This is a genomic window from Streptomyces sp. NPDC001781, from assembly GCF_053596035.1.
The window spans coordinates 1-22668 of sequence record NZ_JBSFFI010000029.1 but is presented as its reverse complement, the minus strand read 5'-3'; the positions used below and the strand labels follow the sequence as shown (position 1 = coordinate 22668).

Sequence of the window (22668 nt, the reverse complement as noted above, 5' to 3'; positions counted from 1 at the left end):
CGGTGTGCACGTGGGGTGGGCCCGGCCGGTCAGGGAGCGGCGGGCCGGTAGTCCTGGCCGAGAACGACGAGGACGTCGGCGCCGGAGGAGACCGCGCCCTTGGTCACGGAGCCGGCGGGCAGGCCCAGGGTCTTGGCGACCTCGGTGGCGTTCTGCTTGCCGGCGGGGTCGGAGTAGAGCACCTCGGAGGCGCTCCTGGCACCCGGGGCGGTACCGCCCTCGATGAAGCCGAAGCCGCCGCCCAGCAGGGTCACGCGGGCCTTCTCGGTGTCGTCCCTGGCACCTGTGGCGTTCTGTACGGCGACCCGGACGGCGGTGCCGGCGCCGGGGCTCCTGGCGGCTCCGCCCAGGATGTTCCTGACCACGCTGTCGCTGGTCTGGGCGGTCAGCGTGCCGTCGCCCTGCACGGGCAGCGGAACCGTCCGGTACTTCCCGTCCTTGGCGAGGTCGGCCAGCCTGGCGAGGAAGGTGCCCAGGTCCTTGTCGGTCAGCGGCGGGTCGAGGATCTGCGCGAGGGTCTGCACCGTGGTCGTCGCGGCCGACGGGTCTGACGACAGCTTGCGCAGCGCACCCTGCATGACGTCACCGAACCGCTTGAGCTGGGCGTTCTCGGTCTCGCCGGGTCCCCGGTAGGTGGCGTAGGCGACGGCCATCCTGCCGCTGAGGGTCTGCGCCTTGCCCTGGTGCACCAGCGGGGCGGCGCCCTTCTTCCCGGCGTCCGGGTCGGGCACGTCGGTGTCGGTGTCGATCTCGATGTCGCCGACCAGTTCCACGAGGTTCTGGAGGTAGGGCGTGTCCAGCCGCCAGGTGCCCTGGATGTCGGTGCCGAGGACCGTGTCGAGCTGGTCGCGGGTGCCGGAGGAGCCGTCGTCGTCCACCGACTTGGCGAGCGTGGTGGTGCTGCCCGAATCGTCGCTCAGCGCGAGGGAGTTGGGGAGCAGGACGGTGGTGCCGCGCCGGGTGGTGGTGTTGTCGACGAGCAGCACGGTGGAGGTGCCGCGCTTCCCGGTGTCGTGCAGGTGGACCACGATCACGTCGCGCTTCTGGGCGCCGGCGGCCGCGGTGGTGCCGTTCGCGGTGCCGGACGAGGAGAGGCCGGGCAGCTTCCCGGCGTACCAGAGGTAGCCGGCGCCGGCCGCGACGACCAGGGCGGCGACCACGCAGAGGGCGACGATCCGGCTGCGGGCGCGGCGGCGGGCCTCCTCGCGGCGCTCGGTGCGGTTCTCGGTGAACTTCAGCCAGTCGATGACGTCCTCGGACTCGCCGTCCGGCTCCTCGACGAACGCGAACTCCCCGTCCTCGCCCGCTTCCTGGCCCTCGGCCGGGGACGCCGCGGTCTTCCCTTCCCCGTCGGGCCTCGCCTGCTGCGGGATGTAGGCCGTCTGCTCGGTGACCCTCGGCTGCTGCGCGCCGGTCGCGGCCTGCCCGTAGGGGTCGTGACCGGGGGCGGGGTCGTGGGCGGCGGTCCCGTACGGGTCGTAGGGGGCGCTCCCCCTCCCGTAGGGGTCGTGGCCGGACGGTACGGGCTGCTGCTGCCCGGTGCCGTAACCGCCCTGGGGGTAGCCCTGTTGCCGCCCGTAGGGGTCGTAGGTCTGCTGCTGCGGCTGCCCGCCGGACGGGACCTGCTGGTACACCGGGCGGCCGTGGTCGTCGTAGCCGACGATCTCGTACTGGTCCCCCCCGTGACTGCCGTCGCCGTACCCAGCTTCGTATCGGTCGTTCACCGGTGCCCCTCTCGGCTCACTCGCCGCGGTACAGCTCGCGCTTGTCGATGTAGCGGACGACCCCGTCCGGGACCATGTACCAGATGGGGTCCCCCTTGGCGACTCTCGCCCGGCACTCGGTGGAGGAGATGGCCAGCGCGGGCACCTCGACCAGGGAGACACCGCCCGCGGGCAGGCCGGCGTCGGTCAGCTGGTGGCCTGGGCGGGTGACGCCGACGAAGTGGGCGAGGGAGAAGAGTTCCTCGGAGTCGCGCCAGGTGAGCAACTGGGCGAGGGCGTCGGCGCCGGTGATGAAGAACAGGTCGGTGTCGGGGTTGAGGGCGCGCAGGTCGCGCAGGGTGTCCACGGTGTAGGTGGGGCCGCCGCGGTCGATGTCGATGCGGCTGACGGAGAACTGGGGGTTCTCCGCGGTGGCGATGACCGTCATCAGATAGCGGTCCTCCGCCGGGGAGACGGCCCGGTGCGACTTCTGCCAGGGCTGGCCGGTGGGCACGAACACCACCTCGTCCAGCCGGAACCGGGCGGCGACCTCACTGGCCGCGACGAGGTGCCCGTGGTGGATCGGGTCGAAGGTGCCGCCCATGACGCCGAGCCTGCGCCGGCCCGTGCGGGCGGGGCCGTGGTCCGCCGTGCCCCGTTGCCGTTCGTCGACGGTGCCCTCCGCCGGACCGGTAGGCATGTCGTGCTCTCCCATGCGTGCAGACCCTACCGGCCCGGCCTGCGGCTTCTCGCCGGGGACCGGCCGGGGCTCAGCGGTCGCGGTTGAAGCGGGTGGTGATCCACAGCAGGAGCAGCAGGACGAACAGGGCGCCGCCGCCGGTGATCGCGGGGTTCAGGCTGTTGTGGTTGCCGCCGTGCTCTGCGCCCTCGGCGGCGAGAGTGACCAACTGGGCAGCGGTGCTGTGGAGGCTCATCTTCGGCGTGACCTATCGCGTGTGGGCGGGATAAAGACGTCTGCCCATCGTAAGCGGGTACCCCCTCGGCGATCACGCCGACTCCGGCAAAGGGGCGTGCGGGGCCCGGCGGGAACCCCGAGGAGACGTCAGTCGTCCTTCTGCTTGTAGCCGCGCAGGAGGAAGAAGCCGGTCAGCGCGCAGCCCACGACCATGACGATCAGCACGATCCGGAGCAGGTTGCCCGGTCCCTGCTGCTGGACGGCGCTCGACGCGGCCTCGGTCAGCCAGGCGGCTGCGGGGTGGTGCTCCATGACTCGGCTCCTTAGGGGTGCTGCCCGTCCACGGTATATCCGCCTAGGCTGGGCCCGGTCCGGGGGGCGCAGCGGGTTTCCGAGACGCAGGGGGAAGACATGTCCGACGACCGCCACGAGCAGGCCGGCCGGGAGCGCGTGCCGGGCAGGCACCGCAGCCGTTTCCCGGGGATCTCCTCGCGCGCCTACGAGCATCCGGCGGACCGCTCCGCCCTGGTGGCGCTGCGCAAGCTGACCGGTTTCGACACGGTGTTCAAGGCACTGAGCGGCCTGCTGCCCGAGCGGAGCCTGAAGCTGCTGTTCCTGTCCGACTCGGTACGGGTCTCCGACCGTCAGTTCGGCCACCTCGGTGACATGCTCCGGGACGCCTGCTACATCCTCGACCTGGACAGGGTCCCGGCGATGTACGTGACGCAGGACCCGAAGCCGAACGCGATGTGCATCGGGCTCGACGAGCCGGTGATCGTGGTGACCACGGGTCTGGTGGAGCTGCTGGACGAGGAGGAGATGCGGGCGGTGGTGGGCCACGAGGTGGGCCACGCGCTGTCCGGTCACTCGGTGTACCGCACGGTGCTGCTGTTCCTGACCTCGCTGGCGCTGAAGGTGGCGTGGATCCCGCTGGGCAATGTGGCGATCATGGCGATCGTGACGGCGCTGCGGGAGTGGTTCCGCAAGTCCGAGCTGTCGGCCGACCGGGCGGGGCTGCTGGTGGGCCAGGACCTGCGGGCGTCCATGCGCGGCCTGATGAAGATCGCGGGCGGCAACCACCTGCACGAGATGAACGTGGACGCGTTCCTGGAGCAGGCCGAGGAGTACGAGGCCGGGGGCGACCTGCGGGACTCGGTACTGAAGATCCTCAACGTGCTCCCCCGCTCGCACCCCTTCACCACGATCCGGGCGGCCGAGCTGAAGAAGTGGGCGGACTCGCGCGACTTCCAGCGGATCATGGACGGTCACTACCCGCGCCGCGAGGAGGACAAGGACGCCCGGGTCGGTGAGTCCTTCCGCCAGTCCGCCGCGAGTTACGCGAGCGAGGTGCGCACCAGCAAGGACCCGCTGATGAAGCTGGTCTCGGACCTCGCGGGCGGCGCGGGCGGCCTGGGCGGCCGGGTGCGGCGGGGCTTCGACGGCTTCACCGGGCAGCCCCCGCAGGACGGTGAAGCGAAGGACGCCCCGGCGGGGAGCTGACCGCCCGCGCTCACATGTGCGGCTGGGCGGTGTCGGCGAGTGTGCCGCACAGGGAGGGCGCGGCGGTCCCGTAGGGGTCGGTGCCGGGAGGCCCGCCCGGCTTGGCGTGCTCGCCGGCCAGCAGGGGCCGCAGGTAGGCGGTGGTGTCCCCGGCGCAGGAGAGCGGGCCCGCCTCGGTGCTGGAGACGGTCAGCCGGGTCTGGCCGATGCGCAGGGCTTCGCGGTCGAAGCGGAAGGTCAGCTCGCGGCGCACGGTGAACAGGGACACCGGGGTCCTTCCCTCGGTGCCGGCGGCGCGCAGGGCGTAGACGAAGGTGCCGTCGGCCACGACCTGGAGGGTGGCGGGGTCGGACTCGGTCACCGTCAGGGCGCCCCGGGTGCGGATGTCGTCGTCGGCGAGGGCGGTGCGGGCGGGGTCGAAGCGGACCATCCAGCCGGTGGGCGCGTGCCTGCCGTCGGCGGTGGGGGCGTTCATGCTCCGGTCGAACTGGTCGAGCTGGTCGGCGGCGATCAGGGCCCGTACGGGGCGTACCTGGCGGCCGGTGAGCACGTCGGGGTCGAGCGCGGAGTGCAGGACGTACTTGCGGGCGGTGTCGAGGGCCGCGAGGACCTGGCTGTCGGAGAAGTGCGCGGTGGGCTGGGAGGGGGGCAGCGGGATGCCGGCGAGGCCCACCGCGAACCGGGTGGCCGGGCTGCGGGCGTACAGCGTGCCGGCGTCGGGCGCGCCGGGCACCGGGCCGCGTGGGGCGAGGGGGACGACGCTCATGCGCAGCGGCTCGGTGGATCTCCTGACGGGGGTTGCGCCGTACGGGTGACGGAAGCCCATGAAGACCGCGGTGCCGAAGGCCACGGCGAGCAGCAGCAGGAGCACCATCACCTGCCTGCTGATGCCCCGGCGCAGGGGCGGGCGGCGGCGTACGGCGGGGGCGTGGTCGCTGACGCGCTCGTGGGCGGAGGACTCCTGGAGGCGGGCAGCACGCACGAACGACTCGTCGAACACGACGGATCGGTACTCGTCCTCGGCACCGCCGGGGGCGCCCTCGGGGGTGCCGTCCGGTGGGTCTCCAGGCCCGCCCATACCTTCAGGGTAGGTCGCGGCGGCCTCGGGTAAACGCGCCGGTACGCGACAACTTCTGTCAGGTTCCCACCAAGAGCGTCGGGCGAGGTCAGCGCGTGGGCGGAACCGCGGGGACGGCCGGGCGGGACTGCTCGGCGGTGAGGGAGGGGACGGCCGCGCCGTCCCGGCCGAGGCCGGTGGAGGCGGGGGCGGGCACCCGGTCGCGGTTGCCGGCGGAGGCGCCCCGGTAGACGGCGGCGAAGGCAAGCGCGACCATGCCGACGCCCATCACCACGGCGAGCAGCCAGGCCACGGGGCGGTGCCAGCGCAGCCCCGCGAGGGGGCTCTCGTGGCCGTCGTGGGCGTAGCGGCCGTCGAGGTCGTCGTCGAGGTCGTGGCCGAAACCGGTGCCGTCTGGGCCGTAGCCCTCGTCGTAGGGGTCGGCGGGGGCGTGGGTGCGGCGGGCGTCGGTCTCGGCAGCCTCGGCTCTCGCCTCGGCGGCGGCGAGGAGGCGCTCCACGGCGGTGGGCTCGTGGACGGTGGCTGCGGCGACGAAGGCCGCGTCGAACACCACGGAGGCGAACTCTTCGTCCGGCCTTCCGCGGTCGTGGTCGTCGTCGGGCTCCCAGCCGTCGGGAAACGGCGCGCCCCCCACGTCCTCCGGCACGGGTCCAGAGTAGACCTGGGGGGTCAATTTGGGCAGACGGTACAGAAATTCGTCCGCCGTCCCGTGGCCGCTTCGTGGAGATGCCCGCACACTCAGGGGCGCAGGTGGCCGTCACCGGTGACGATGTACTTGGTGCTGGTCAGCTCCGGGAGGCCCATGGGGCCACGGGCGTGCAGCTTCTGGGTGGAGATGCCGATCTCCGCGCCGAAGCCGAACTGGCCGCCGTCGGTGAAGCGGGTGGAGGCGTTCACGGCGACCGTGGCGGAGTCCACCAGACGGGTGAAGCGCCGGGCCGCCTGCTGACTGGTGGTGACGATCGCCTCGGTGTGGCCGGAGCTCCACAGCCGGATGTGCTCGACGGCCTTGTCGAGGGAGTCCACCACGGCGGCGGCGATGTCGTACGACAGGTACTCGGTCTCCCAGTCCTCCGGCACGGCCTCCACCACGGTCGCCCTCGTGCCCTCGGCGTGGGCCAGGACGCGCGGGTCGGCGTGCACGGTGACCCCGGCGTCGGCCAGCGCCTCCAGGGCCCGGGGCAGGAAGGCGGCGGCGATGTCCTGGTGGACCAGCAGGGTCTCGGCGGCGTTGCAGACGCTGACCCGCTGGGCCTTGGAGTTGACCAGGATGTCGACGGCCATGTCGATGTCGGCTTCGGCGTCGACGTAGACGTGGCAGTTGCCGGTGCCGGTCTCGATGACGGGCACCGTGGACTCGCTGACCACCGTCCGGATCAGGGAGGCGCCGCCGCGGGGGATGAGCACGTCGACCAGACCGCGGGCACGCATCAGCTCGCGCACGCTCTCCCGGCTCTCCCCCGGCACGAGCTGCACGGCGTCGGCGGGCAGCCCGGCGCCCCCGACGGCGTCCCGGACGACCCGGACCAGGGCGGTGTTGGACTCGTAGGCGGAGGCGGAGCCGCGCAGCAGGACGGCGTTGCCGGACTTCAGGCAGAGCGCGGCGGCGTCGACGGTGACGTTCGGGCGGGCCTCGTAGATGATGCCGACGACACCGAGGGGGACGCGGACCTGGCGCAGGTCGATGCCGTTGGGCAGGGTGTTGCCCCGGACGATCTCGCCGACCGGGTCGGGCAGCTTCGCCACGTCGCGCACGTCGGCGGCGATGGCACGGACCCGCTCGGGGGTGAGGGTGAGCCGGTCCACGACGGACTCGCTGGTGCCGTTCTCCCGCGCCCTGGCCACGTCACGGCCGTTGGCGGCCACGATCTCGGCGGTGCGGACCTCCAGCGCGTCCGCGACGGCGAGCAGCGCGTCGTCCTTGTCGGCGCGCGGCAGCGGCGCGAGGGCGGATGCGGCCGCCTTGGCCCGGTAGGCGGCCTGCGTGACCGGAGAGAGGGAGTCGTACGGGGAGAGCGTGGTCATGGGGGAAGGGTAGTGCGGGGCGCGAGGCTCTCCGGAGGCTGTTCCGCACCGCGAGACGGGGCGTGGGGCCCCTTCAGAACGGGTGCACCCCCACGGGCGTGGCCGGTGCCGGCCCGTAGCCCTCGGCGATGCGCTGGTGGTAGGTCTCGCGGTCGATGACCTCCAGGCCGACGATCTCCCAGGGCGGCAGCCCGGCGGTCTGCCGGTGCTCGCCCCACAGCCGCAGCGCGACGGCGGCCGCGTCGTGCAGGTCGCGGGCCTCCTCCCAGTACCGGATCTCCGCGTGGTCGCCGGCGTATCTGCTGGTCAGGAGGAAGGGGTGGTCGTGGGCGAGCTGTTCGAGGGCCCGCCGCAGATCCTGGAGGGGGACGTGCTCCCCGGAGACGCTGAGGGTGACGTGCCACAGGCGGGGCAGGTCCGTGGGCTCCTCGTAGGTGTCCCCCGCCGCGACGCTCGTCAGAGCACCGCGGGACGCCGCCCCAGGACGGACTCGTCTCACGACGGCCTCCTTCACGCATGGCCCCTTGACGGGACGTGTCCCTTCAACACGCCCCCGCAACAAAGTTGAGCAGGCCGCCGGGCTCCGCGTGGCGGTTTTACGGAACGTCCCCCACCGGGGTCCTCCGTCCCGCCCGGCATTTCCGGCGCCGCGCCGCCGGTCAGGGGCGCAGGAGTACCAGGTCGTCCCGGTGGACGACCTCGCGTTCGTAGGCCGGGCCCAGCTCGCGTGCCAGCTCGCGGGTCGAACGCCCGAGCAGTTGCGGCAGCTCCCTGGCGTCGAAGTTCACCAGTCCCCGCGCCACCGCGTGCCCGGCCCGGTCCCGCAGCTCCACCGGGTCCCCGGCGCTGAACTCGCCGCTGACGGCGGCGATACCGGCCGGCAGCAGGGAGCTGTGCCGCTCCACCACCGCGCGCACCGCGCCGTCGTCCAGGGTGAGGGAGCCCTGCGGGGCGGAGGCGTGCTGCAGCCAGAGCAGCCGGCCCGCCGAGCGCCTGCCGGTGGGGTGGAAGCAGGTGCCGGTGTCGCCGCCCGCGAGGGCGTCGGCGGCGTGCACGGCGTTGGTGAGGACCACGGGGATGCCGGCGGCGGCCGCGATCCGGGCCGCCTCGACCTTGGTGACCATGCCCCCGGTGCCGACGCCCGCCTTGCCCGCGCTGCCGATCTCCACTCCGGCGAGGTCGGCCGGGCCGCGCACCTCGGCGACGCGGGAGGTGCCGGGGCGGGCGGGGTCGCCGTCGTAGACCCCGTCGACGTCGGAGAGGAGGACCAGCAGGTCGGCGTGGACGAGGTGGGCGACGAGGGCGGCCAGCCGGTCGTTGTCGCCGAAGCGGATCTCGTCGGTGGCGACGGTGTCGTTCTCGTTGACGATCGGGAAGGCGCCCATCGCCAGCAGCTTGTCCAGGGTGCGGGAGGCGTTGCGGTGGTGGGCCCGGCGGCTCATGTCGTCGCTGGTGAGCAGGACTTGGCCGACGCGGACGCCGTAGCGCGCGAAGGAGGCGGTGTACCGGGCGACCAGCAGTCCCTGGCCCACGCTGGCGGCGGCCTGCTGGCGGGCGAGGTCCTTGGGGCGGCGCTCCAGCCCCAGGGGCGCGAGTCCGGCGGCGATGGCGCCCGAGGAGACCAGCACGATCTCCTTGTCCCCGCCGCCGCGCGCCTTCGCCAGCACGTCGACCAGCGCGTCCACCCGGTCCGCGTCGAGTCCGCCGGCGGCGGTGGTCAGCGAGGAGGACCCCACCTTGACGACGATCCGCCGGGCCTCGCCCACGGTCTGCCTTGCGCTTGCCACCTTGCCCGCTTCCCCTCTCGCCCCGGTCCGTGTGCCCGCAATCTACGGGAATGCCGGTGGCCGGTGCAGCCGGGTTCCAGCAGGCGGACGACGGGGGCGGTGAGGGTACGGCGTAGGGACGGGGGGCGTTCTGCGACCATGGAGCCCATGCGAAATGGCGGTGCGGTGCGAGCGGTTGCGGCTGCGGCGGGCGGGGCGTTGCTCGTCCTCGGGGCGACGGGGTGCGGGGGTCCGGGGAAGTCCGAGAAGAAGAACCCGGCGTCCGCGCGGACCCAGGAGGACGAAAAGGCCCCGCAGGCCGGCCTGAAGCGGGTGCCCGGTGTCGGTGACCGGCTGTGGGAGCGCGTGCCCGAGGATTCCCGGCAGGTCCTGGTCGTCTCGGGCAAGGGGCGGAACTCGGCGGACTCCGGCGCGGCGCTGTACACGAAGCAGGGGCAGACCTGGACGCGGGAGCGTGCCTGGGCCACCCACAACGGCCGCAGGGGCTGGACGACGGATCATCACGAGAACGACCTGCGCAGCCCGGTCGGGGTGTTCACGCTCAGCGACGCCGGCGGGGTGCTGGCCCAGCCCGAGGCCAAGCTGCCCTACACCGAGTCGGCGGCCTTCCGGGCGCCGAGCTACTGGAAGAAGTCGTACCGGCACGACTTCGACCTCGTCATCGCCATCGACTACAACCGCGTCAAGGGCACCCCGCCCAACGACCAGACGCGCCCGCAGGGGCAGTCCAAGGGCGGCGGCATCTGGCTCCACATGGACCACGGCAGCGGCACGTCGGCGTGCGTGAGCCAGTCGAAGGCCGACATGGAGTACCTGCTGCGCACGCTGGATCCGAAGCGGCATCCGGTCGTGGTGATGGGCGACGCGGCGGACCTGAAGGTGTGAGGACGGTGAAGCGCCGGTGCGGACGTCCGCACCGGCGCTTCTCGCTGTCCGGGATCAGCCGTGGTGGTGGCGCCAGCCCTGCCAGGCGGAGTCGATCATCTCGTCCAGGCCGTGCCGGGCCGTCCAGCCCAGTTCGGCGCGGATGCGGCCGGCGGCGGCCACCACCCGGGCGGGGTCGCCGGCGCGGCGCTCGGTGACCTCGGGGGTGACGTCCTCGTTGCCGGTGGTCTTGAGGATGCGGTCCACCATCTCCCTGACCGAACTTCCCTCACCGCGACCGATGTTGAGGACCAGCGAGGTGCCCTCGGGGGCCTCGCGCAGCCGGACGGCGGCGGCCTGGTGGGCGGAGGCGATGTCCTGGACGTGGATGTAGTCCCGCACGCAGGTGCCGTCCTCGGTGGCGTAGTCGTCACCGAAGATGCGGGGGGCCTCGGAGGCCTCCAGGCGCTCGAAGACCATGGGGATGAGGTTGAACACACCCTCGTCGGCGAGTTCGGGCGCGGCCGCCCCGGCGACGTTGAAGTAGCGCAGGCTGACGGCGCGCAGACCGTGGGCCCGGGCGGCGGCCGCGATGAGCCACTCACCGACGAGCTTGGTCTCCCCGTAGGGGCTCATCGGGGCGCACGGGGTGTCCTCGGTCACGAGGTCGACGTCGGGCATGCCGTAGACGGCGGCGGAGGAGGAGAAGACGATCCGCTCCACACCGGTGGCCGTCATGGCGGCGAGCAGGCTCTGCAGGCCCGTCACGTTCTCGCGGTAGTAGTGGAGCGGGCGCTCGACCGACTCCCCCACCTGCTTCTTGGCGGCGATGTGCACCACGCCGGTCACGCCGTGCTCGCGGAGGGTGCCTTCGAGCAGCTCCTGGTCCAGCACACTGCCCACGACCAGCGGCACCCCGGCGGGGACCCGGTCGGCACTGCCCGTCGACAGGTCGTCGTACACGACGACGCTCTCGCCGCCCGCCGTCATCGCGCGCACCACGTGCGAGCCGATGTACCCGGCGCCTCCCGTGACCAGCCAGCTCATTCCAGGGCCTCCTCGAAGTTCACTACCGGCAGCAGACTCCTTGATGGTCCGGGGAAAATCGAATCCGACATTCCGTGACGGACATTCCTAAAAGTGATTCGGGCGGAGATATGAGGTGGACCACTCCGCGCGACGGAAAGGAGCGATTCGCGCTGCGGGAGCGTCCTTGTACTCTGTGGCGGCGGCACGATTGGGCCCGTCGGCGGACAGAGTTCACTCAAGGTTCACTCCGGTCCCGGCCCACACTCACGTGATCGGTTCTCGGAACAGGTTGTAAAGGATGCCCAAACTCTCTCTCGTCGTCCCTGCGTACAAGGTGCAGGCGTACCTCGCGGAGTGCCTCGACTCGATCCTCGAACAGGACTTCCCGGACTTCGAGGTCATCGCCGTCGACGACTGTTCCCCGGATGCCTCGGGCGCCATTCTGGACGAGTACGCCGAGCGCGACCCCCGTGTTCACGTGATTCACCTCACGGAGAACGTGGGTCTCGGCCGTGCGCGCAACGCGGGCATGGAGAAGGCGACGGGCGAGTACCTCCTGTTCCTCGACAGCGACGACACCCTCACCGAGGGCGCGCTGCGGGCGATAGCCGGGCGGCTCGAGGCCGCCGGCGACCCGGAGATACTCGTCTACGACTACGCGCGCAGCTACTGGGACGGCAGGGTCCGCCCGAACATGCGCGCCGCCCTGCTCCGCCCCGACGGGCCGGAGTCCTTCCCGCTGTCCGGGCGTCCGCAGCTGCTGGACCTGCTCCAGATCGTGTGGAACAAGGCGTACCGCCGCGACTTCGTCCTCCGTATGGGCCTGAGCTTCCCGCCCGGCTACTACGAGGACGCCCCCTGGACGTTCTGCTCGATGATCAGTGCCGAGCACATCGCCGTGCTGGACCGGGTCTGCGTGATGTACCGCCAGCGCCGCGAGGGCGGCAACATCCTGAAGACGGTCAGCCGCAAGCACTTCGACGTCTTCGACCAGTACGCCCGCGTCTTCGGCTTCCTGGACGCGCACCCCGAACTCGACCAGTGGCGCGGGCCGTTGTTCCGCAAGATGGTCGACCACTACCTCACCGTACTCACCAAGCCCGGCCGGCTGCCGCAGAACGCGCGGGCCGAGTTCTTCCGCCGCGCCTCCGCCGACTACCGGGCCCGGCTGCCGAAGGGCTTCGCCCGGCCCGGCGGCAACCTCGGCCACAAGTACGCGATGCTGGAGCGGGGCTCGTACCTGACGATGGCGGGCGCGCTGGGCGCGGTGAAGCTGCGCCAGGCGGTCCGCCGCCGGGCCCGCACCACCCTGAACCAGTCCAAGCGCAACGCGATGGGCGTGTTCTACCAGTCCCAGCTCAAGCTGCCGCTGGACGAGAACCTGGCGCTGTTCTCCGCCTACTGGAGCCGCAGCGTCTCCTGCAACCCCGCCGCCATCGAAGCCGAACTGGCCCGGCTGGCGCCGAACGTGCGCCGGGTGTGGGCGGTCCAGGCGGACGCGGTGGACCGGGTGCCGGCCGGGCACGAGTTCGTGCGGGTCGGCTCGCGCGAGTACTGGTCGGTGCTGGCTCGCGCCAAGTACCTCGTGAACAACGTGAACTTCGCGGACAGCGTGGTCAAGCGTGAGGGCCAGATCCACCTCCAGACCCACCACGGCACCCCGCTCAAGACCATGGGCCTGGACCAGCGCAAGTACCCGGCGTCCACCAGCATGAGCTTCGACAAGCTCCTGGAGCGCTGCGACCGCTGGGACTTCAGCCTCAGCTCCAACCGTTTCTCCACCACGGTGTGGGAGCGGGTCTACCCCTGCTCCTACGTCTCGCTGGAGACCGGCTACCCGCGCAACGACATCCTCGTCAACGCCACCGCCGAGGACGTGCGCCGGGCCCGCGCCTCCCTCGAACTCGCCGAGGGCACGCGGGCGTTCCTGTACATGCCGACCCACCGCGAGTACCAGGCCGGCTTCACCCCCAGCCTCGACCTGGTCCGGCTCGCCGACGAACTCGGCCCGGACGTCACGCTGATGGTGCGCGGCCACTACTTCTACGGCAACTCCCCGCACGTGGAGGAGCTGCGCCGCAGCGGCCGTATCGTCGACGTCTCGGGCCACCCGCGCGTGGAGGAGCTGTACCTCGCCGCGGACGCCCTGATCACGGACTACTCCTCCGCGATGTTCGACTACGCGGTGCTGGACCGGCCGGTCATCGTCTACGCCTCCGACTGGGACATCTACTCGGCGGTGCGCGGCACCTACTTCAACCTGATGGAGGAGCCGCCCGGCGCGGTGGCCACCTCGCAGGCGGAGCTGATCAGGCTCCTCGAATCGGGCGAGTACGACGGGCCGGAGGCGGCCCGCTACCGTGACCGCTTCCGCAGGCGCTACTGCGAATTCGACGACGGCCGCGCGGCCGAGCGAGTGGTGCGCCGGGTATTCCTCGGCGAGGAGGACATGCTGCCCCTCGTCCCGTTCGCCGACCGTCACCACGCACCGACTCCCCCGCAGGCGCTCGAACCGCTCGAGCGGGCCTGACCACTCATGAGGAGAGACAACCCGACCATGGCCCCTCGGCTCAGTGTGATCGTCCCCATCTACAACGTGGAGCGCTACCTGCCCGCCTGCCTCGACTCGCTGGCGGCGCAGACCTTCGAGGACCTCGAGGTCCTGATGGTCGACGACGGTTCACCCGACGACTCGGCCGCGATAGCCGCCGAATACGCGGCCCGCGACGAGCGGTTCCGCCTCATCCGCAAGGAGAACGCCGGTCTCGGCGCGGCCCGCAACACGGGCATCGCGCACATGTCCGCCGGCGCCGAGTACCTGACCTTCGTCGACAGTGACGACGTGATCCCGCCGGACGCCTACCGGCTGATGGTGAGCAGCCTGGACGAGACCGGTTCGGACTTCGCCACCGGCAACGTCTTCCACCTCAAGGGCGAGCGCTCCTGGCAGGTGCCGCTGCTGAAGATGCTGGCCGGGGAGGCCCGCAAGCGCACCCACATCTCGAAGATCCCGAAGCTGGTCGCCGACCGCATCGCCTGCAACAAGGTCTTCCGCCGGACGTTCTGGGAGGGCCAGGGCTTCTCCTTCCCCGAGGGCATCCTGCACGAGGACATCCCGGTCGTGCTCCCGGCGCACTACAAGGCCGAGGCGGTCGACATCATCGGCGAGCCGACGTACTACTGGCGGCTGCGCGAGGGCGAGTCGGCCCCCTCGATCACCCAGCGCCGCCGCGAGCCGCAGGCCATCCGCGACCGGGTGACCGCGGTCAGCATGGTCAGCGACTACCTCGCCCAGCAGTCCGGCGCCGAGTTCGCCGAGTACAAGCGCCAGTACGACGACCGGGTGCTCCGCGACGACCTGCGCCTGTTCCTGCGGGTCGTGCCGGACGCGACCGCCGAGTTCCACGAGGCGTTCCTGGAGGCGACCAACCGCTTCCTGGACACCATCGACCCGAAGATCGTCATGGCGCTCCCCACGGACCTGCGCGTGCAGTGGCTGCTGGTGCGCAAGCACGCCATGCCCGAGCTGATCGCCCTGCTGGCCTCCCAGCGCCGCAAGGACCCGATCGAGGTCTCCGGCACCTTCCGCAAGTACGCCAGCTTCCGCACGCTTCAGGAGAGCGGCTTCGAGCTGCCCAAGGCCGCGCTGCGCATCGACGGCGACCTCGGTCTGCGGGCCCCGCTGCGCGCGGCGACCTGGCGCGACGGCAAGCTGCTGCTGACCGGCGACGCCTACATCGACAAGATCGACATGTCGGCGAAGCGGAGCAGCCTGAAGGTCGTCCAGCTCAAGCGGGCCGGTTCGCGCCAGCGCATGTTCCTCCCCGCGAAGAACGTCTACCGCCCGGAGACCACCACCGACTCCGGCCAGAAGCGCTACAACTACGACTGGGCCGGCTGGGAGCTGGAGCTGGACCCGGCGAAGCTGCGCAAGGGCGGCGCCTGGCGCGAGGGCCTGTGGCACGTCGGTATCAACGTCTACGCCTCCGGCCTGGTGCGCCGCAGCGCGGTGTGGGCGCGCGGCGGCGCGGCGGCCAACTTCGCGCCGTACCAGTGGCTGGACGACGACTTCCGGATGCTGCCGGTCGTGGAGCGCGGCGCGCTCAAGCTGCGCGTGGAGAAGGTGCGCGCGCTGATCACCGACCGCCGGATCACCGCGGACTCGGTCGAGATCGACGGTGAGCTGCGCACCGACCTGAAGTCCGGCGAGGAGCTGTCGCTGCGGCTGACCAACGCCAGGAGCGGCGAGGTCCGCTGGTACCCGATCGACGTCGGCCGCGCGGGGACGCGCACCACGTTCCAGAGCCGGGTGCCGCTGTCCGACGTGGTGCTGCTGGCCAGCGAGGACGTCGAGGATCACGCCCAGCCCGAGCGCCGGCTGTGGAGTGTCGCGCTGCTGGCCAAGTCCCCGGACGGGACGCAGCGCCAGTTCGGCAGTGTCATGAGCGAGGGCCTCGCGGACCTCTCCGCCGACGTGCCCGAGTCCTTCGGCCAGGCGGGTGCCAACCGTGAGGTCTCCCTGATCTCCGGCAACAACGGCTACCTGAAGATCGTCGGCCGGGTGCGCCGGGCCGTGCTGACCTCGGTCGCCGTCCGGGAGGGCAGGATCGCGGTCGGCGGCCGTGCCTCGCGTGAGCTGATCGGCTCGGAGCTGGTGCTCAAGGCCAGCAACCGCTTCGACGAGCGCAGGGCGTCGGTGGACTGGGCGGACGACGGCACCTTCACCGTGTCCTTCGACCCGTCCGTGATGGGCGGCTCCGGCGGGGTCCCGCTGAAGGCCGGCCGCTGGAACCTGCTGCTGCGCAGCGAGAACGAGAGTGTGCCGGACGCCCAGTTCGTCATCGACCGGCTCGCCGCCGCGCAGTTCCCGCTCCACACCGAACTGGGCGGCCGCCGCTACTGGTTCGAGAGCCGCTGGGGCGACTTCCCGCAGCTCAACTGCCGCTCGGAGCTGACCGACCTGGAGCGCGGCCCGTACCGCATGCTCCAGCTGCGCCGCGAGGTGTACGAGCCCGGCCGCGAGCAGCCGCTGCGTGACCAGGTGTTCTTCCTCAGCTACAACGGCAAGCAGTACTCGGACAGCCCGCGTGCCATGCACGAGGAACTGCTGCGCCGGGGCAGCGACATGAAGTTCCTGTGGGCCGTGCGCGACGGCCAGGTGGTGCTGCCGCCCACCGCTGACAAGGTCCGCATGTGGGGCCGGGAGTGGTTCGAGGCACTGGCCACCTCGCGCTACATCGTCACCAACGGGCACCTGCCCGAGTGGGTGGAACGCCGCCCCGGGCAGGTCATCGTGCAGACCTGGCACGGCACCATGCTGAAGAAGATCGGTCACGACATCGAGACCCTCTACTTCGACCGCGAGTACCAGAACCGGCTGGCGCTGGAGGCGAAGAACTGGAGCCTGCTCGTCTCCTCCAACCGCTTCTCCACGCCGATCCTCAAGCGTGCCTTCTCCTACGACGGTGAGATCCAGGAGGCGGGTTACCCCCGCAACGACTACCTGTACTCCCCGGACAAGGACAAGATCGCGGACAAGGTCAAGGAGTCGCTGGGCATCCCGAAGGACAAGAAGGTCGTCCTGTACGCGCCGACCTGGCGCGACGACCAGTCGCACAGCGCCGGCCAGTACCTGTTCGACCTGCGGATCGATCTGGAGGACGCGCGCCGCCGCCTCGGCGACGACCACGTGCTGCTGATCCGCCGCCACTCCAACGTGGTCGACGCGGTGCCCGGCGCGGGCAACGGATTCGTCTTCGACGCCTCGGAGTACCCGGACATCGCCGACCTGTACCTGGCGGCGGACATCATGATCACCGACTACTCGTCCGTGATGTTCGACTACGCCCACCTCAAGCGGCCGATGCTCTTCTTCACGTACGACCTGGAGCACTACCGCGACAAGCTGCGCGGGTTCTACTTCGACTTCGAGCAGGACTCGCCCGGCCCGCTGATCGACAACTCCGAGGACCTGGTGAGCGCGATCCGCGACATCGACACGGTGTCCGCGGAGTACCAGGAGCGGTTCGACCGCTTCCACCACCTGTTCTGCGACCTCGACGACGGCCACGCCTCGGCGCGGGTCGTGGACCGGATGCTGGAGCAGGCCAAGGAGATCTGAGCCCGCACGCGGAGGAAGGGGCCGGGCCCGGAGGGAATGTCCTCCGGGCCCGGCCCCTTCTCGCGTCCCGGTGTCCTCACAGGCGGACGGTCTTCACCGCGAACTGGCCGGTCAGGGTGAAGTAGGGCCGCAGCTCGGTCTCCCGGCGGCGCACTTCCGGCTTCGGTCGCGGGGCCGGCTTCAGCACCCGCCTCGCCTCCCGGAGGGCGCGCCCGCCCAGGGAGAAGGACCGCTCCTGGAGCGCGCCCGCCACGGCCTCCTCGGTGACGAGCACGGGCCTGGGCAGCACGAACACGTCGATCGGGCTGAGCACGTCGGTGGCCAGCTTCGCCAGTGCCACCCGCTCGGCACCGGCCGCCGGGCGCACCCAGAAGTCCCAGACGATCTCCGAGCCGGTCCCGCCGGTGTGCTCCTCCGCCAGGGCCGCGCATTCCACGACGGCGGTCACGGTGCCGTCCCCGGCGTCCTGGAGCGGGAAGGCCAGTACGCGCTTGCTGTCGCGCCGGTGCACGGCCTCCAGCACCGCGCCCTCGCCGGCCGCCACGCCCCACAGCCACGCCCGCAGCCGCAGGGTCCGCTCGTCGACGGCGGCGGTCCGGGCCTCGGCGTGCGTCGCGCGCAGCACGCTGCGCACCCGCAGCCGGCCGTCCGCGTCCCGGTGCGGCAGCAGCAGCGCGAGGGCGGGGCCCTCGGTGCGGGGGAGTTCGACCGCGAGGAGGTCCCGCGTGTCGCAGCCGAAGCCGCCGGCGGTCAGCGGCACCTCGGCGCCCGCCGGGGTGGCCAGGGCCAACTGCCAGGTGCCCTGCGGGAGTCCGCCGTCCCAGGGCACGAGCGCGTCGCCGCCGGGGGTCAGCGCGAACCGGCGCTCCTCGGGGGCCCTGCCCTCCTTGCGCAGCAGCAGGTCGGCGCCCTCGGCGCCCGCGGGCAGCGGGCCCACGGCGACGTGCAGGCTCCCCTGCTCGTCTACCCGTACGGTGGCGTCGCGGGGCAGCTCCTTGCGGGCGTACGCCTGTTCTATGATCTCCTCGAACCGCTCGCGGCTCGCCCTCTCCTGGAACCGTTCGGCGCCGCGCACCGCCGCCTCGGCCATCTTCCGCCGCAGCTCGTCGTCCCGCACCAGCCGCAGGACGGCCTCGGCCAGGGCGTCCACGTCGCCGCACGGCACGATCAGGCCGTCCTCGCCGTCGGTGACGATGTTGCGGGGCCCGTGGTCCGCGTCGGTGCTGACCACGGGCAGCCCCGCCGCCATGGCCTCCACGAGGACGTTGCCGAACGCCTCCCGCTTGGAGGGCAGCACGAAGAGCGATCCCTTGCCGAACTCGGGCGTCACCGGCGCGGCCTGCCCCATCAGCAACACGCTGTTGGACAGGCCCAGTTCATGGACACGGGCCCGCAGCCGGGCCTTCTCGGCGCCGCTGCCGTAGATCCGCAGGCTCCAGTCCGGGGCCTCGGCGTGCACCCGGGCGAACGCCTCGACGAGCAGCACGTGGTTCTTGTTGTCGGTGAGGTGGCCGGCGGACACGACCACCTTGCTCGTGCCGCGTGAGCGGACCGGTGCGGCCGGAACGCAGTTGGGCATCACCGCGAGCCGGTCGCGGACGCCGGGCACCTGCCCGGCGATGCTGTCGGTCTCCTCCGGGGTGAGCGCGGTCAGCGCGTCCAGGTGGAGGTACGCGGGGAAGAGCTTCTTCTTCACGTCGTCGGCGTAGACGAGCGGCATCGAGTGCTCCTGGGCGACCCGCAGGAAGTCCCCCCGGGCGTGCGCCAGCAGCACGGTGATGCGCGGGTTGGAGCTGACCACCACGTCGGCGTCGGTGGTGGCGAGGTACTGGAGCAGCCGCAGCTCGGCCAGCCGGCTGACCACCGGCTTCTTCACCCCGGTGTTCGGCGGGTAGACCAGCGTGAAGCGGTCGGCCAGCGGATCGTCCACGTCCGAGACGGGCGAGTGGGGACGCAGGTCGGTCAGTGCCCGGACCGTCACCCGCGGATCCAGCGGGAAGTACGACTCGTCACGGACCTTGCGCAGCGCGACGATCTCGACCTCGTGCCTCTCGGCGAGCGCCCCGGCCAGGTTCTGGGTCGCGCTCACCACCCCGCCCATGTGGCAGAGGTCGCGGACCAGGAATGCGATCTTCACTGTGTGTTCTTCCCCCATGGCGCGTGAGCGCCTCCCGTGTGCCAAGTCGGCTGACTAGACGGGGGAAAGCGGTAAAAGGTTACTCGCCAAGAGGTCATATATCGGTCAGACCCCCTCCCCGCGGGTGACGAGAAGGCCGGGAGCGACGCCGGAAACCCTGTTCAACGAGGGTGTCCGGCGCCGCGTTCCCGGCCCGAGTGGCTGACTTCCGCGTCCTAGAAGGGCTTGAAGTCGTCGAACTCCTTCTGCGCCTCGTCGCGTTCGGCCTGGCGGTCCCTGCGGCGCTGGGCCGCCGGGCGCTCCTCCTCCAGGCGGTGGTCCTCGCCCCGGCGGCCGAGCATCTCGGCGCCCGCGGTGACCGTGGGCTCCCAGTCGAAGACGACCGCGTTCTCCTCGGGGCCGATGGCGACGCCGTCGCCCGCGCGGGCGCCCGCCTTCGTCAGCCGGTCCTCGACGCCGAGGCGGTTGAGGCGGTCGGCGAGGTAGCCGACGGCCTCGTCGTTGTTGAAGTCGGTCTGGCGCACCCAGCGCTCCGGCTTCTCGCCGCGCACCCGGTACAGCGGCTCGCCGTCCAGTTCCTCGCGGGTGACGGTGAAGCCCGCGTCGTCCACGGCCTTGGGCCGGATGACGATGCGCGTCGCCTCCTCCTGCGGCTTGGCGGCGCGCGCCTGGCCGACCAGGTCACCGAGGGCGAAGGTCAGCTCGCGCAGGCCGGTGTGGGCCACCGCGGAGACCTCGAAGACGCGGTAGCCGCGCGCCTCCAGGTCGGGGCGGACCATCTCGGCGAGGTCCTTGCCGTCGGGCACGTCGATCTTGTTGAGCACGACGATGCGGGGCCGGTCCTCCAGGCCGCCGTAGCTGCGCAGTTCCTCCTCGATGATGTCGAGGTCGGTGAGCGGGTCGCGGTCGGACTCCAGGGTGGCGGTGTCCAGCACGTGCACCAGTACCGAGCAGCGCTCGACGTGGCGCAGGAACTCCAGCCCCAGGCCCTTGCCCTGGCTGGCGCCGGGGATGAGGCCGGGCACGTCGGCGATGGTGTAGACGGCCGAACCGGCGGTCACCACACCGAGGTTGGGGACCAGGGTGGTGAAGGGGTAGTCCGCGATCTTCGGCTTTGCGGCGCTGAGCACCGAGATCAGCGAGGACTTGCCGGCGCTCGGGTAGCCGACCAGGGCCACGTCGGCGACGGTCTTGAGTTCCAGGACCACGTCCCTGAGGTCACCGGGCTCGCCGAGCAGCGCGAAGCCGGGGGCCTTGCGGCGGGCGCTGGCGAGCGCCGCGTTGCCGAGGCCGCCCCGGCCGCCCTGCGCGGCGACGTAGGAGGTGCCGTGGCCGATGAGGTCGGCCAGCACGTTGCCGGCCTTGTCCAGGACGACCGTGCCGTCGGGGACGGGGAGGACCAGGTCCTGGCCGTCCTTGCCGGAGCGGTGACCGCCCTCGCCGGGCTTGCCGTTGGTGGCCTTGCGGTGCGGGGAGTGGTGGTAGTCGAGCAGCGTGGTCACCGACTGGTCGACGGTCAGGATGACGTCACCGCCCCGCCCGCCGTTGCCGCCGTCGGGGCCGCCCAGCGGCTTGAACTTCTCACGGTGGACGGAGGCACAGCCGTGGCCTCCGTTACCCGCGGCGACATGCAGTTCGACGCGGTCCACGAAGGTGGTCATGGTTCGGTGCCTCCAGAAAAGTACGGGTAATACCTATGTCAACACGCGAAAGGCGGACCCGCCTTCCCGACCGGGAAGTGAGGTCCGCCTCGCGCAGCTTTTACGCTCGCGGCCGTGAATCGGGGATTCAGGCGACCGGAACGATGTTCACGACCTTGCGGCCGCGGTGGGTGCCGAACTCCACCGCACCGGGCTGGAGGGCGAACAGCGTGTCGTCGCCGCCACGGCCGACGCCGGCGCCGGGGTGGAAGTGGGTGCCGCGCTGGCGGATGAGGATCTCACCAGCGCTGACGACCTGACCGCCGAAGCGCTTCACGCCGAGCCGCTGGGCATTGGAGTCGCGACCGTTCCGGGTGGACGATGCGCCCTTCTTGTGTGCCATGTCTTCTCAGTCCCTTACTTCGCAGCCGCGGGGATCTCAGTGACCTTGATCGCCGTGTACTGCTGGCGGTGGCCCTGACGGCGGCGGTAGCCGGTCTTGTTCTTGTAGCGCAGAATGTCGATCTTCTGGCCCTTGTGGTGGTCCACGACCTCGGCCTGGACCTTGATGCCGGCCAGCACCCACGGGTCGCTGGTCACGGAGTCACCGTCGACGACGAGCAGGGTCGAGAGCTCGACCGTGTCGCCGACATTGGCCGTGGAAATCTTGTCAACCTCAACGATGTCGCCGACAGCAACCTTGTGCTGGCGACCACCGCTGCGCACGATGGCGTACACGCGGATCTCACTTTCGCTCGAAGGACGGCACCCCCGCAGGCCAGCCGGACCGGCAGAACGCCATGAACGACCTCTCCCGACCGCACCCAGGCGACCGGGAGGAGAAGGTTTACGGGGATGTGGCATGTTCAACTGACACGCCGACGGTCAAGAGTACGGGGGGCGTCCCGTACGGGTCAAACCGGTCGCTGACCGGCGGCGGATCAGCGCTCCAGCGAGGCCGCGTACGCGGCGTACGCCTGCCGGATCCGCTCCGGGGAGAGGTCCAGGTGCTCCAGGATCGTGTACCGGCCGGGACGGGTCTCCGGCGCGAACTCCACGGCCCGGACGAACTCGTCCACACTGAACCCGATGTCCTCGGCCAGCACCGGCAGCCCGTGCCTGCGCAGGGAGGCGGCCATGAGGAACGAGCCCTCGGTGTCGCCGCGCAGATGCATCGCGAAGGCGGCGCCGAGGCCCACCTGCTCGCCGTGGCTGGCGGCCCGCTTGGGGAAGAGCAGGTCGAGCGCGTGGCTGATCTCGTGGCAGGCGCCGGAGGACGGGCGGGTGTGGCCGGCGATCGACATGGCGATGCCGGACAGCACCAGGCCCTCGGCGAGCACCGCGAGGAACGCGTCGTCGCCGCAGCCGCCGGGATGCCGGAGCACCGCCTCGCCCGCCTGGCGGGCCATGGCTGCGGCGAGGCCGTCGATCTTCTCGCCGTTGACCCGGTTGGCCAGCTCCCAGTCGGCGACGGCCGAGATGTTCGACACCGCGTCCCCGATGCCCGAGCGCACGAAGCGCACCGGGGTCTCGCGGATGATGTCGGTGTCGATCAGCAGCGCGATGGGCGTGGGCACGCCGTAGGAGCCCCGGCCCGCGTCGTTGTCCAGGATGGACACCGGTGAGCAGATGCCGTCGTGGGAGAGGTTGGTGGCGACCGCGACCAGCGGCAGGCCGATGCGGGCCGCCGCGTACTTGGCGCAGTCGATGACCTTCCCGCCGCCGAGCCCGACCACGGCGTCGTAGCGGCCGGACTTCATCTCGTCGGCCAGCCGCACGGCGTCGTCCAGCGTGCCGCCGCCGACCTCGTACCAGGTCGCGCCCGGCAGCTGCGGGGCGACCCGCTCGCGCAGCCGGGCGCCCGAGCC

General features: G+C 71.5%; 19 protein-coding genes. 4 read left to right on the top strand and 15 right to left on the bottom strand.

Annotated elements, in window-relative coordinates; all coding sequences use genetic code 11:
* Window positions 1-29 precede the first annotated feature (29 nt).
* The 4 genes from ACWCV3_RS23475 to ACWCV3_RS23460 all read right to left on the bottom strand — a co-directional run bounded on the left by ACWCV3_RS23475 (window position 30) and on the right by ACWCV3_RS23460 (window position 2931).
* Entirely contained in the window at window positions 30-1724 is a 1695-nt protein-coding gene (locus tag ACWCV3_RS23475; protein WP_451227472.1) for a LytR C-terminal domain-containing protein, read from the bottom strand.
* A 16-nt stretch (window positions 1725-1740) separates the two neighbouring features.
* Window positions 1741-2418, bottom strand: coding sequence for a nicotinate-nucleotide adenylyltransferase (gene nadD / locus ACWCV3_RS23470; protein WP_451227469.1), 678 nt, complete (start codon window positions 2416-2418; stop codon window positions 1741-1743).
* A 55-nt stretch (window positions 2419-2473) separates the two neighbouring features.
* Window positions 2474-2638 carry a hypothetical protein gene (locus ACWCV3_RS23465; protein ID WP_451227467.1) on the bottom strand — a complete coding sequence of 55 codons (165 nt, stop codon included), beginning with the start codon at window positions 2636-2638 and terminating at the stop codon, window positions 2474-2476.
* 128 nt (window positions 2639-2766) lie between these two features.
* Window positions 2767-2931: a hypothetical protein gene (locus tag ACWCV3_RS23460; protein WP_451227464.1), complete on the bottom strand. Its 165-nt coding sequence runs from the start codon at window positions 2929-2931 to the stop codon at window positions 2767-2769.
* Between the two features lie 99 nt (window positions 2932-3030).
* On the opposite strand from ACWCV3_RS23460, the gene ACWCV3_RS23455 reads away from it, so the two are divergent.
* Entirely contained in the window at window positions 3031-4119 is a 1089-nt protein-coding gene (locus tag ACWCV3_RS23455; RefSeq protein ID WP_451227461.1) for a M48 family metallopeptidase, read from the top strand.
* 10 nt (window positions 4120-4129) lie between these two features.
* On the opposite strand, the gene ACWCV3_RS23450 is transcribed toward ACWCV3_RS23455, so the two are convergent.
* The 5 genes from ACWCV3_RS23450 to proB form a co-directional block, all read right to left on the bottom strand.
* On the bottom strand, window positions 4130-5197 hold the full coding sequence (locus tag ACWCV3_RS23450) for an SCO2583 family membrane protein (RefSeq protein ID WP_451227458.1): 1068 nt from the start codon (window positions 5195-5197) through the stop codon (window positions 4130-4132).
* A gap of 88 nt (window positions 5198-5285) precedes the next feature.
* Window positions 5286-5843 (bottom strand): SCO2584 family spore wall biosynthesis protein, encoded by a 558-nt coding sequence (locus tag ACWCV3_RS23445; protein WP_451227455.1) that lies wholly within the window; start codon window positions 5841-5843, stop codon window positions 5286-5288.
* Between the two features lie 92 nt (window positions 5844-5935).
* Window positions 5936-7222: a glutamate-5-semialdehyde dehydrogenase gene (locus ACWCV3_RS23440; RefSeq protein ID WP_451227452.1), complete on the bottom strand. Its 1287-nt coding sequence runs from the start codon at window positions 7220-7222 to the stop codon at window positions 5936-5938.
* 73 nt (window positions 7223-7295) lie between these two features.
* On the bottom strand, window positions 7296-7721 hold the full coding sequence (locus ACWCV3_RS23435; RefSeq protein WP_451227449.1) for a hypothetical protein: 426 nt from the start codon (window positions 7719-7721) through the stop codon (window positions 7296-7298).
* A gap of 160 nt (window positions 7722-7881) precedes the next feature.
* A complete protein-coding gene (gene proB, locus ACWCV3_RS23430; protein ID WP_451227599.1) occupies window positions 7882-8988 on the bottom strand; it encodes a glutamate 5-kinase in 1107 nt (368 codons plus the stop codon).
* Window positions 8989-9156: 168 nt separating this feature from the next.
* On the opposite strand from proB, the gene ACWCV3_RS23425 reads away from it, so the two are divergent.
* On the top strand, window positions 9157-9894 hold the full coding sequence (locus ACWCV3_RS23425) for a L,D-transpeptidase family protein (protein WP_451227447.1): 738 nt from the start codon (window positions 9157-9159) through the stop codon (window positions 9892-9894).
* A gap of 54 nt (window positions 9895-9948) precedes the next feature.
* On the opposite strand, the gene galE is transcribed toward ACWCV3_RS23425, so the two are convergent.
* Window positions 9949-10920, bottom strand: coding sequence for a UDP-glucose 4-epimerase GalE (gene galE / locus ACWCV3_RS23420; RefSeq protein ID WP_451227444.1), 972 nt, complete (start codon window positions 10918-10920; stop codon window positions 9949-9951).
* 280 nt (window positions 10921-11200) lie between these two features.
* Here galE and ACWCV3_RS23415 point away from each other — a divergent pair, with 280 nt between their 5' ends.
* Both ACWCV3_RS23415 and ACWCV3_RS23410 read left to right on the top strand, forming a co-directional pair.
* Window positions 11201-13432, top strand: a complete 2232-nt coding sequence (locus ACWCV3_RS23415) for a bifunctional glycosyltransferase/CDP-glycerol:glycerophosphate glycerophosphotransferase (RefSeq protein WP_451227441.1) — start codon at window positions 11201-11203, stop codon at window positions 13430-13432.
* 27 nt (window positions 13433-13459) lie between these two features.
* Window positions 13460-17023, top strand: coding sequence for a bifunctional glycosyltransferase/CDP-glycerol:glycerophosphate glycerophosphotransferase (locus ACWCV3_RS23410; RefSeq protein ID WP_451227438.1), 3564 nt, complete (start codon window positions 13460-13462; stop codon window positions 17021-17023).
* Window positions 17024-17099: 76 nt separating this feature from the next.
* Here ACWCV3_RS23410 and ACWCV3_RS23405 read toward each other — a convergent pair whose 3' ends face one another.
* The 5 genes from ACWCV3_RS23405 to ACWCV3_RS23385 form a co-directional block, all read right to left on the bottom strand.
* Complete coding sequence (locus ACWCV3_RS23405) at window positions 17100-19160, bottom strand: glycosyltransferase family 4 protein (RefSeq protein WP_451227435.1); 2061 nt, start codon at window positions 19158-19160, stop codon at window positions 17100-17102.
* Between the two features lie 215 nt (window positions 19161-19375).
* The gene (obgE, locus tag ACWCV3_RS23400) at window positions 19376-20821 is read right to left on the bottom strand and encodes a GTPase ObgE (RefSeq protein WP_451227432.1); all 1446 of its coding nucleotides are present in this window, start codon (window positions 20819-20821) and stop codon (window positions 19376-19378) included.
* Between the two features lie 127 nt (window positions 20822-20948).
* A complete protein-coding gene (gene rpmA / locus ACWCV3_RS23395; protein ID WP_030815036.1) occupies window positions 20949-21203 on the bottom strand; it encodes a 50S ribosomal protein L27 in 255 nt (84 codons plus the stop codon).
* Between the two features lie 14 nt (window positions 21204-21217).
* A complete protein-coding gene (gene rplU / locus ACWCV3_RS23390) occupies window positions 21218-21538 on the bottom strand; it encodes a 50S ribosomal protein L21 (RefSeq protein ID WP_030815038.1) in 321 nt (106 codons plus the stop codon).
* Window positions 21539-21741: 203 nt separating this feature from the next.
* Window positions 21742-22668 (bottom strand): iron-containing alcohol dehydrogenase family protein (locus ACWCV3_RS23385; RefSeq protein ID WP_451227428.1); only part of this gene is annotated, 927 nt, incomplete at its 5' end.

Bases quoted from the DNA above. Each gene is read 5' to 3' on its own strand.
- nadD (WP_451227469.1), bottom strand. From the start codon at position 2,418: ATGGGAGAGCACGACATGCCTACCGGTCCGGCGGAGGGCACCGTCGAC.
- ACWCV3_RS23465 (WP_451227467.1), bottom strand. From the start codon at position 2,638: ATGAGCCTCCACAGCACCGCTGCCCAGTTGGTCACTCTCGCCGCCGAG.
- ACWCV3_RS23460 (WP_451227464.1), bottom strand. From the start codon at position 2,931: ATGGAGCACCACCCCGCAGCCGCCTGGCTGACCGAGGCCGCGTCGAGC.
- ACWCV3_RS23455 (WP_451227461.1), top strand. From the start codon at position 3,031: ATGTCCGACGACCGCCACGAGCAGGCCGGCCGGGAGCGCGTGCCGGGC.
- ACWCV3_RS23450 (WP_451227458.1), bottom strand. From the start codon at position 5,197: ATGGGCGGGCCTGGAGACCCACCGGACGGCACCCCCGAGGGCGCCCCC.
- ACWCV3_RS23440 (WP_451227452.1), bottom strand. From the start codon at position 7,222: ATGACCACGCTCTCCCCGTACGACTCCCTCTCTCCGGTCACGCAGGCC.
- ACWCV3_RS23425 (WP_451227447.1), top strand. From the start codon at position 9,157: ATGCGAAATGGCGGTGCGGTGCGAGCGGTTGCGGCTGCGGCGGGCGGG.
- galE (WP_451227444.1), bottom strand. From the start codon at position 10,920: ATGAGCTGGCTGGTCACGGGAGGCGCCGGGTACATCGGCTCGCACGTG.
- ACWCV3_RS23415 (WP_451227441.1), top strand. From the start codon at position 11,201: ATGCCCAAACTCTCTCTCGTCGTCCCTGCGTACAAGGTGCAGGCGTAC.
- ACWCV3_RS23410 (WP_451227438.1), top strand. From the start codon at position 13,460: ATGGCCCCTCGGCTCAGTGTGATCGTCCCCATCTACAACGTGGAGCGC.
- obgE (WP_451227432.1), bottom strand. From the start codon at position 20,821: ATGACCACCTTCGTGGACCGCGTCGAACTGCATGTCGCCGCGGGTAAC.
- rpmA (WP_030815036.1), bottom strand. From the start codon at position 21,203: ATGGCACACAAGAAGGGCGCATCGTCCACCCGGAACGGTCGCGACTCC.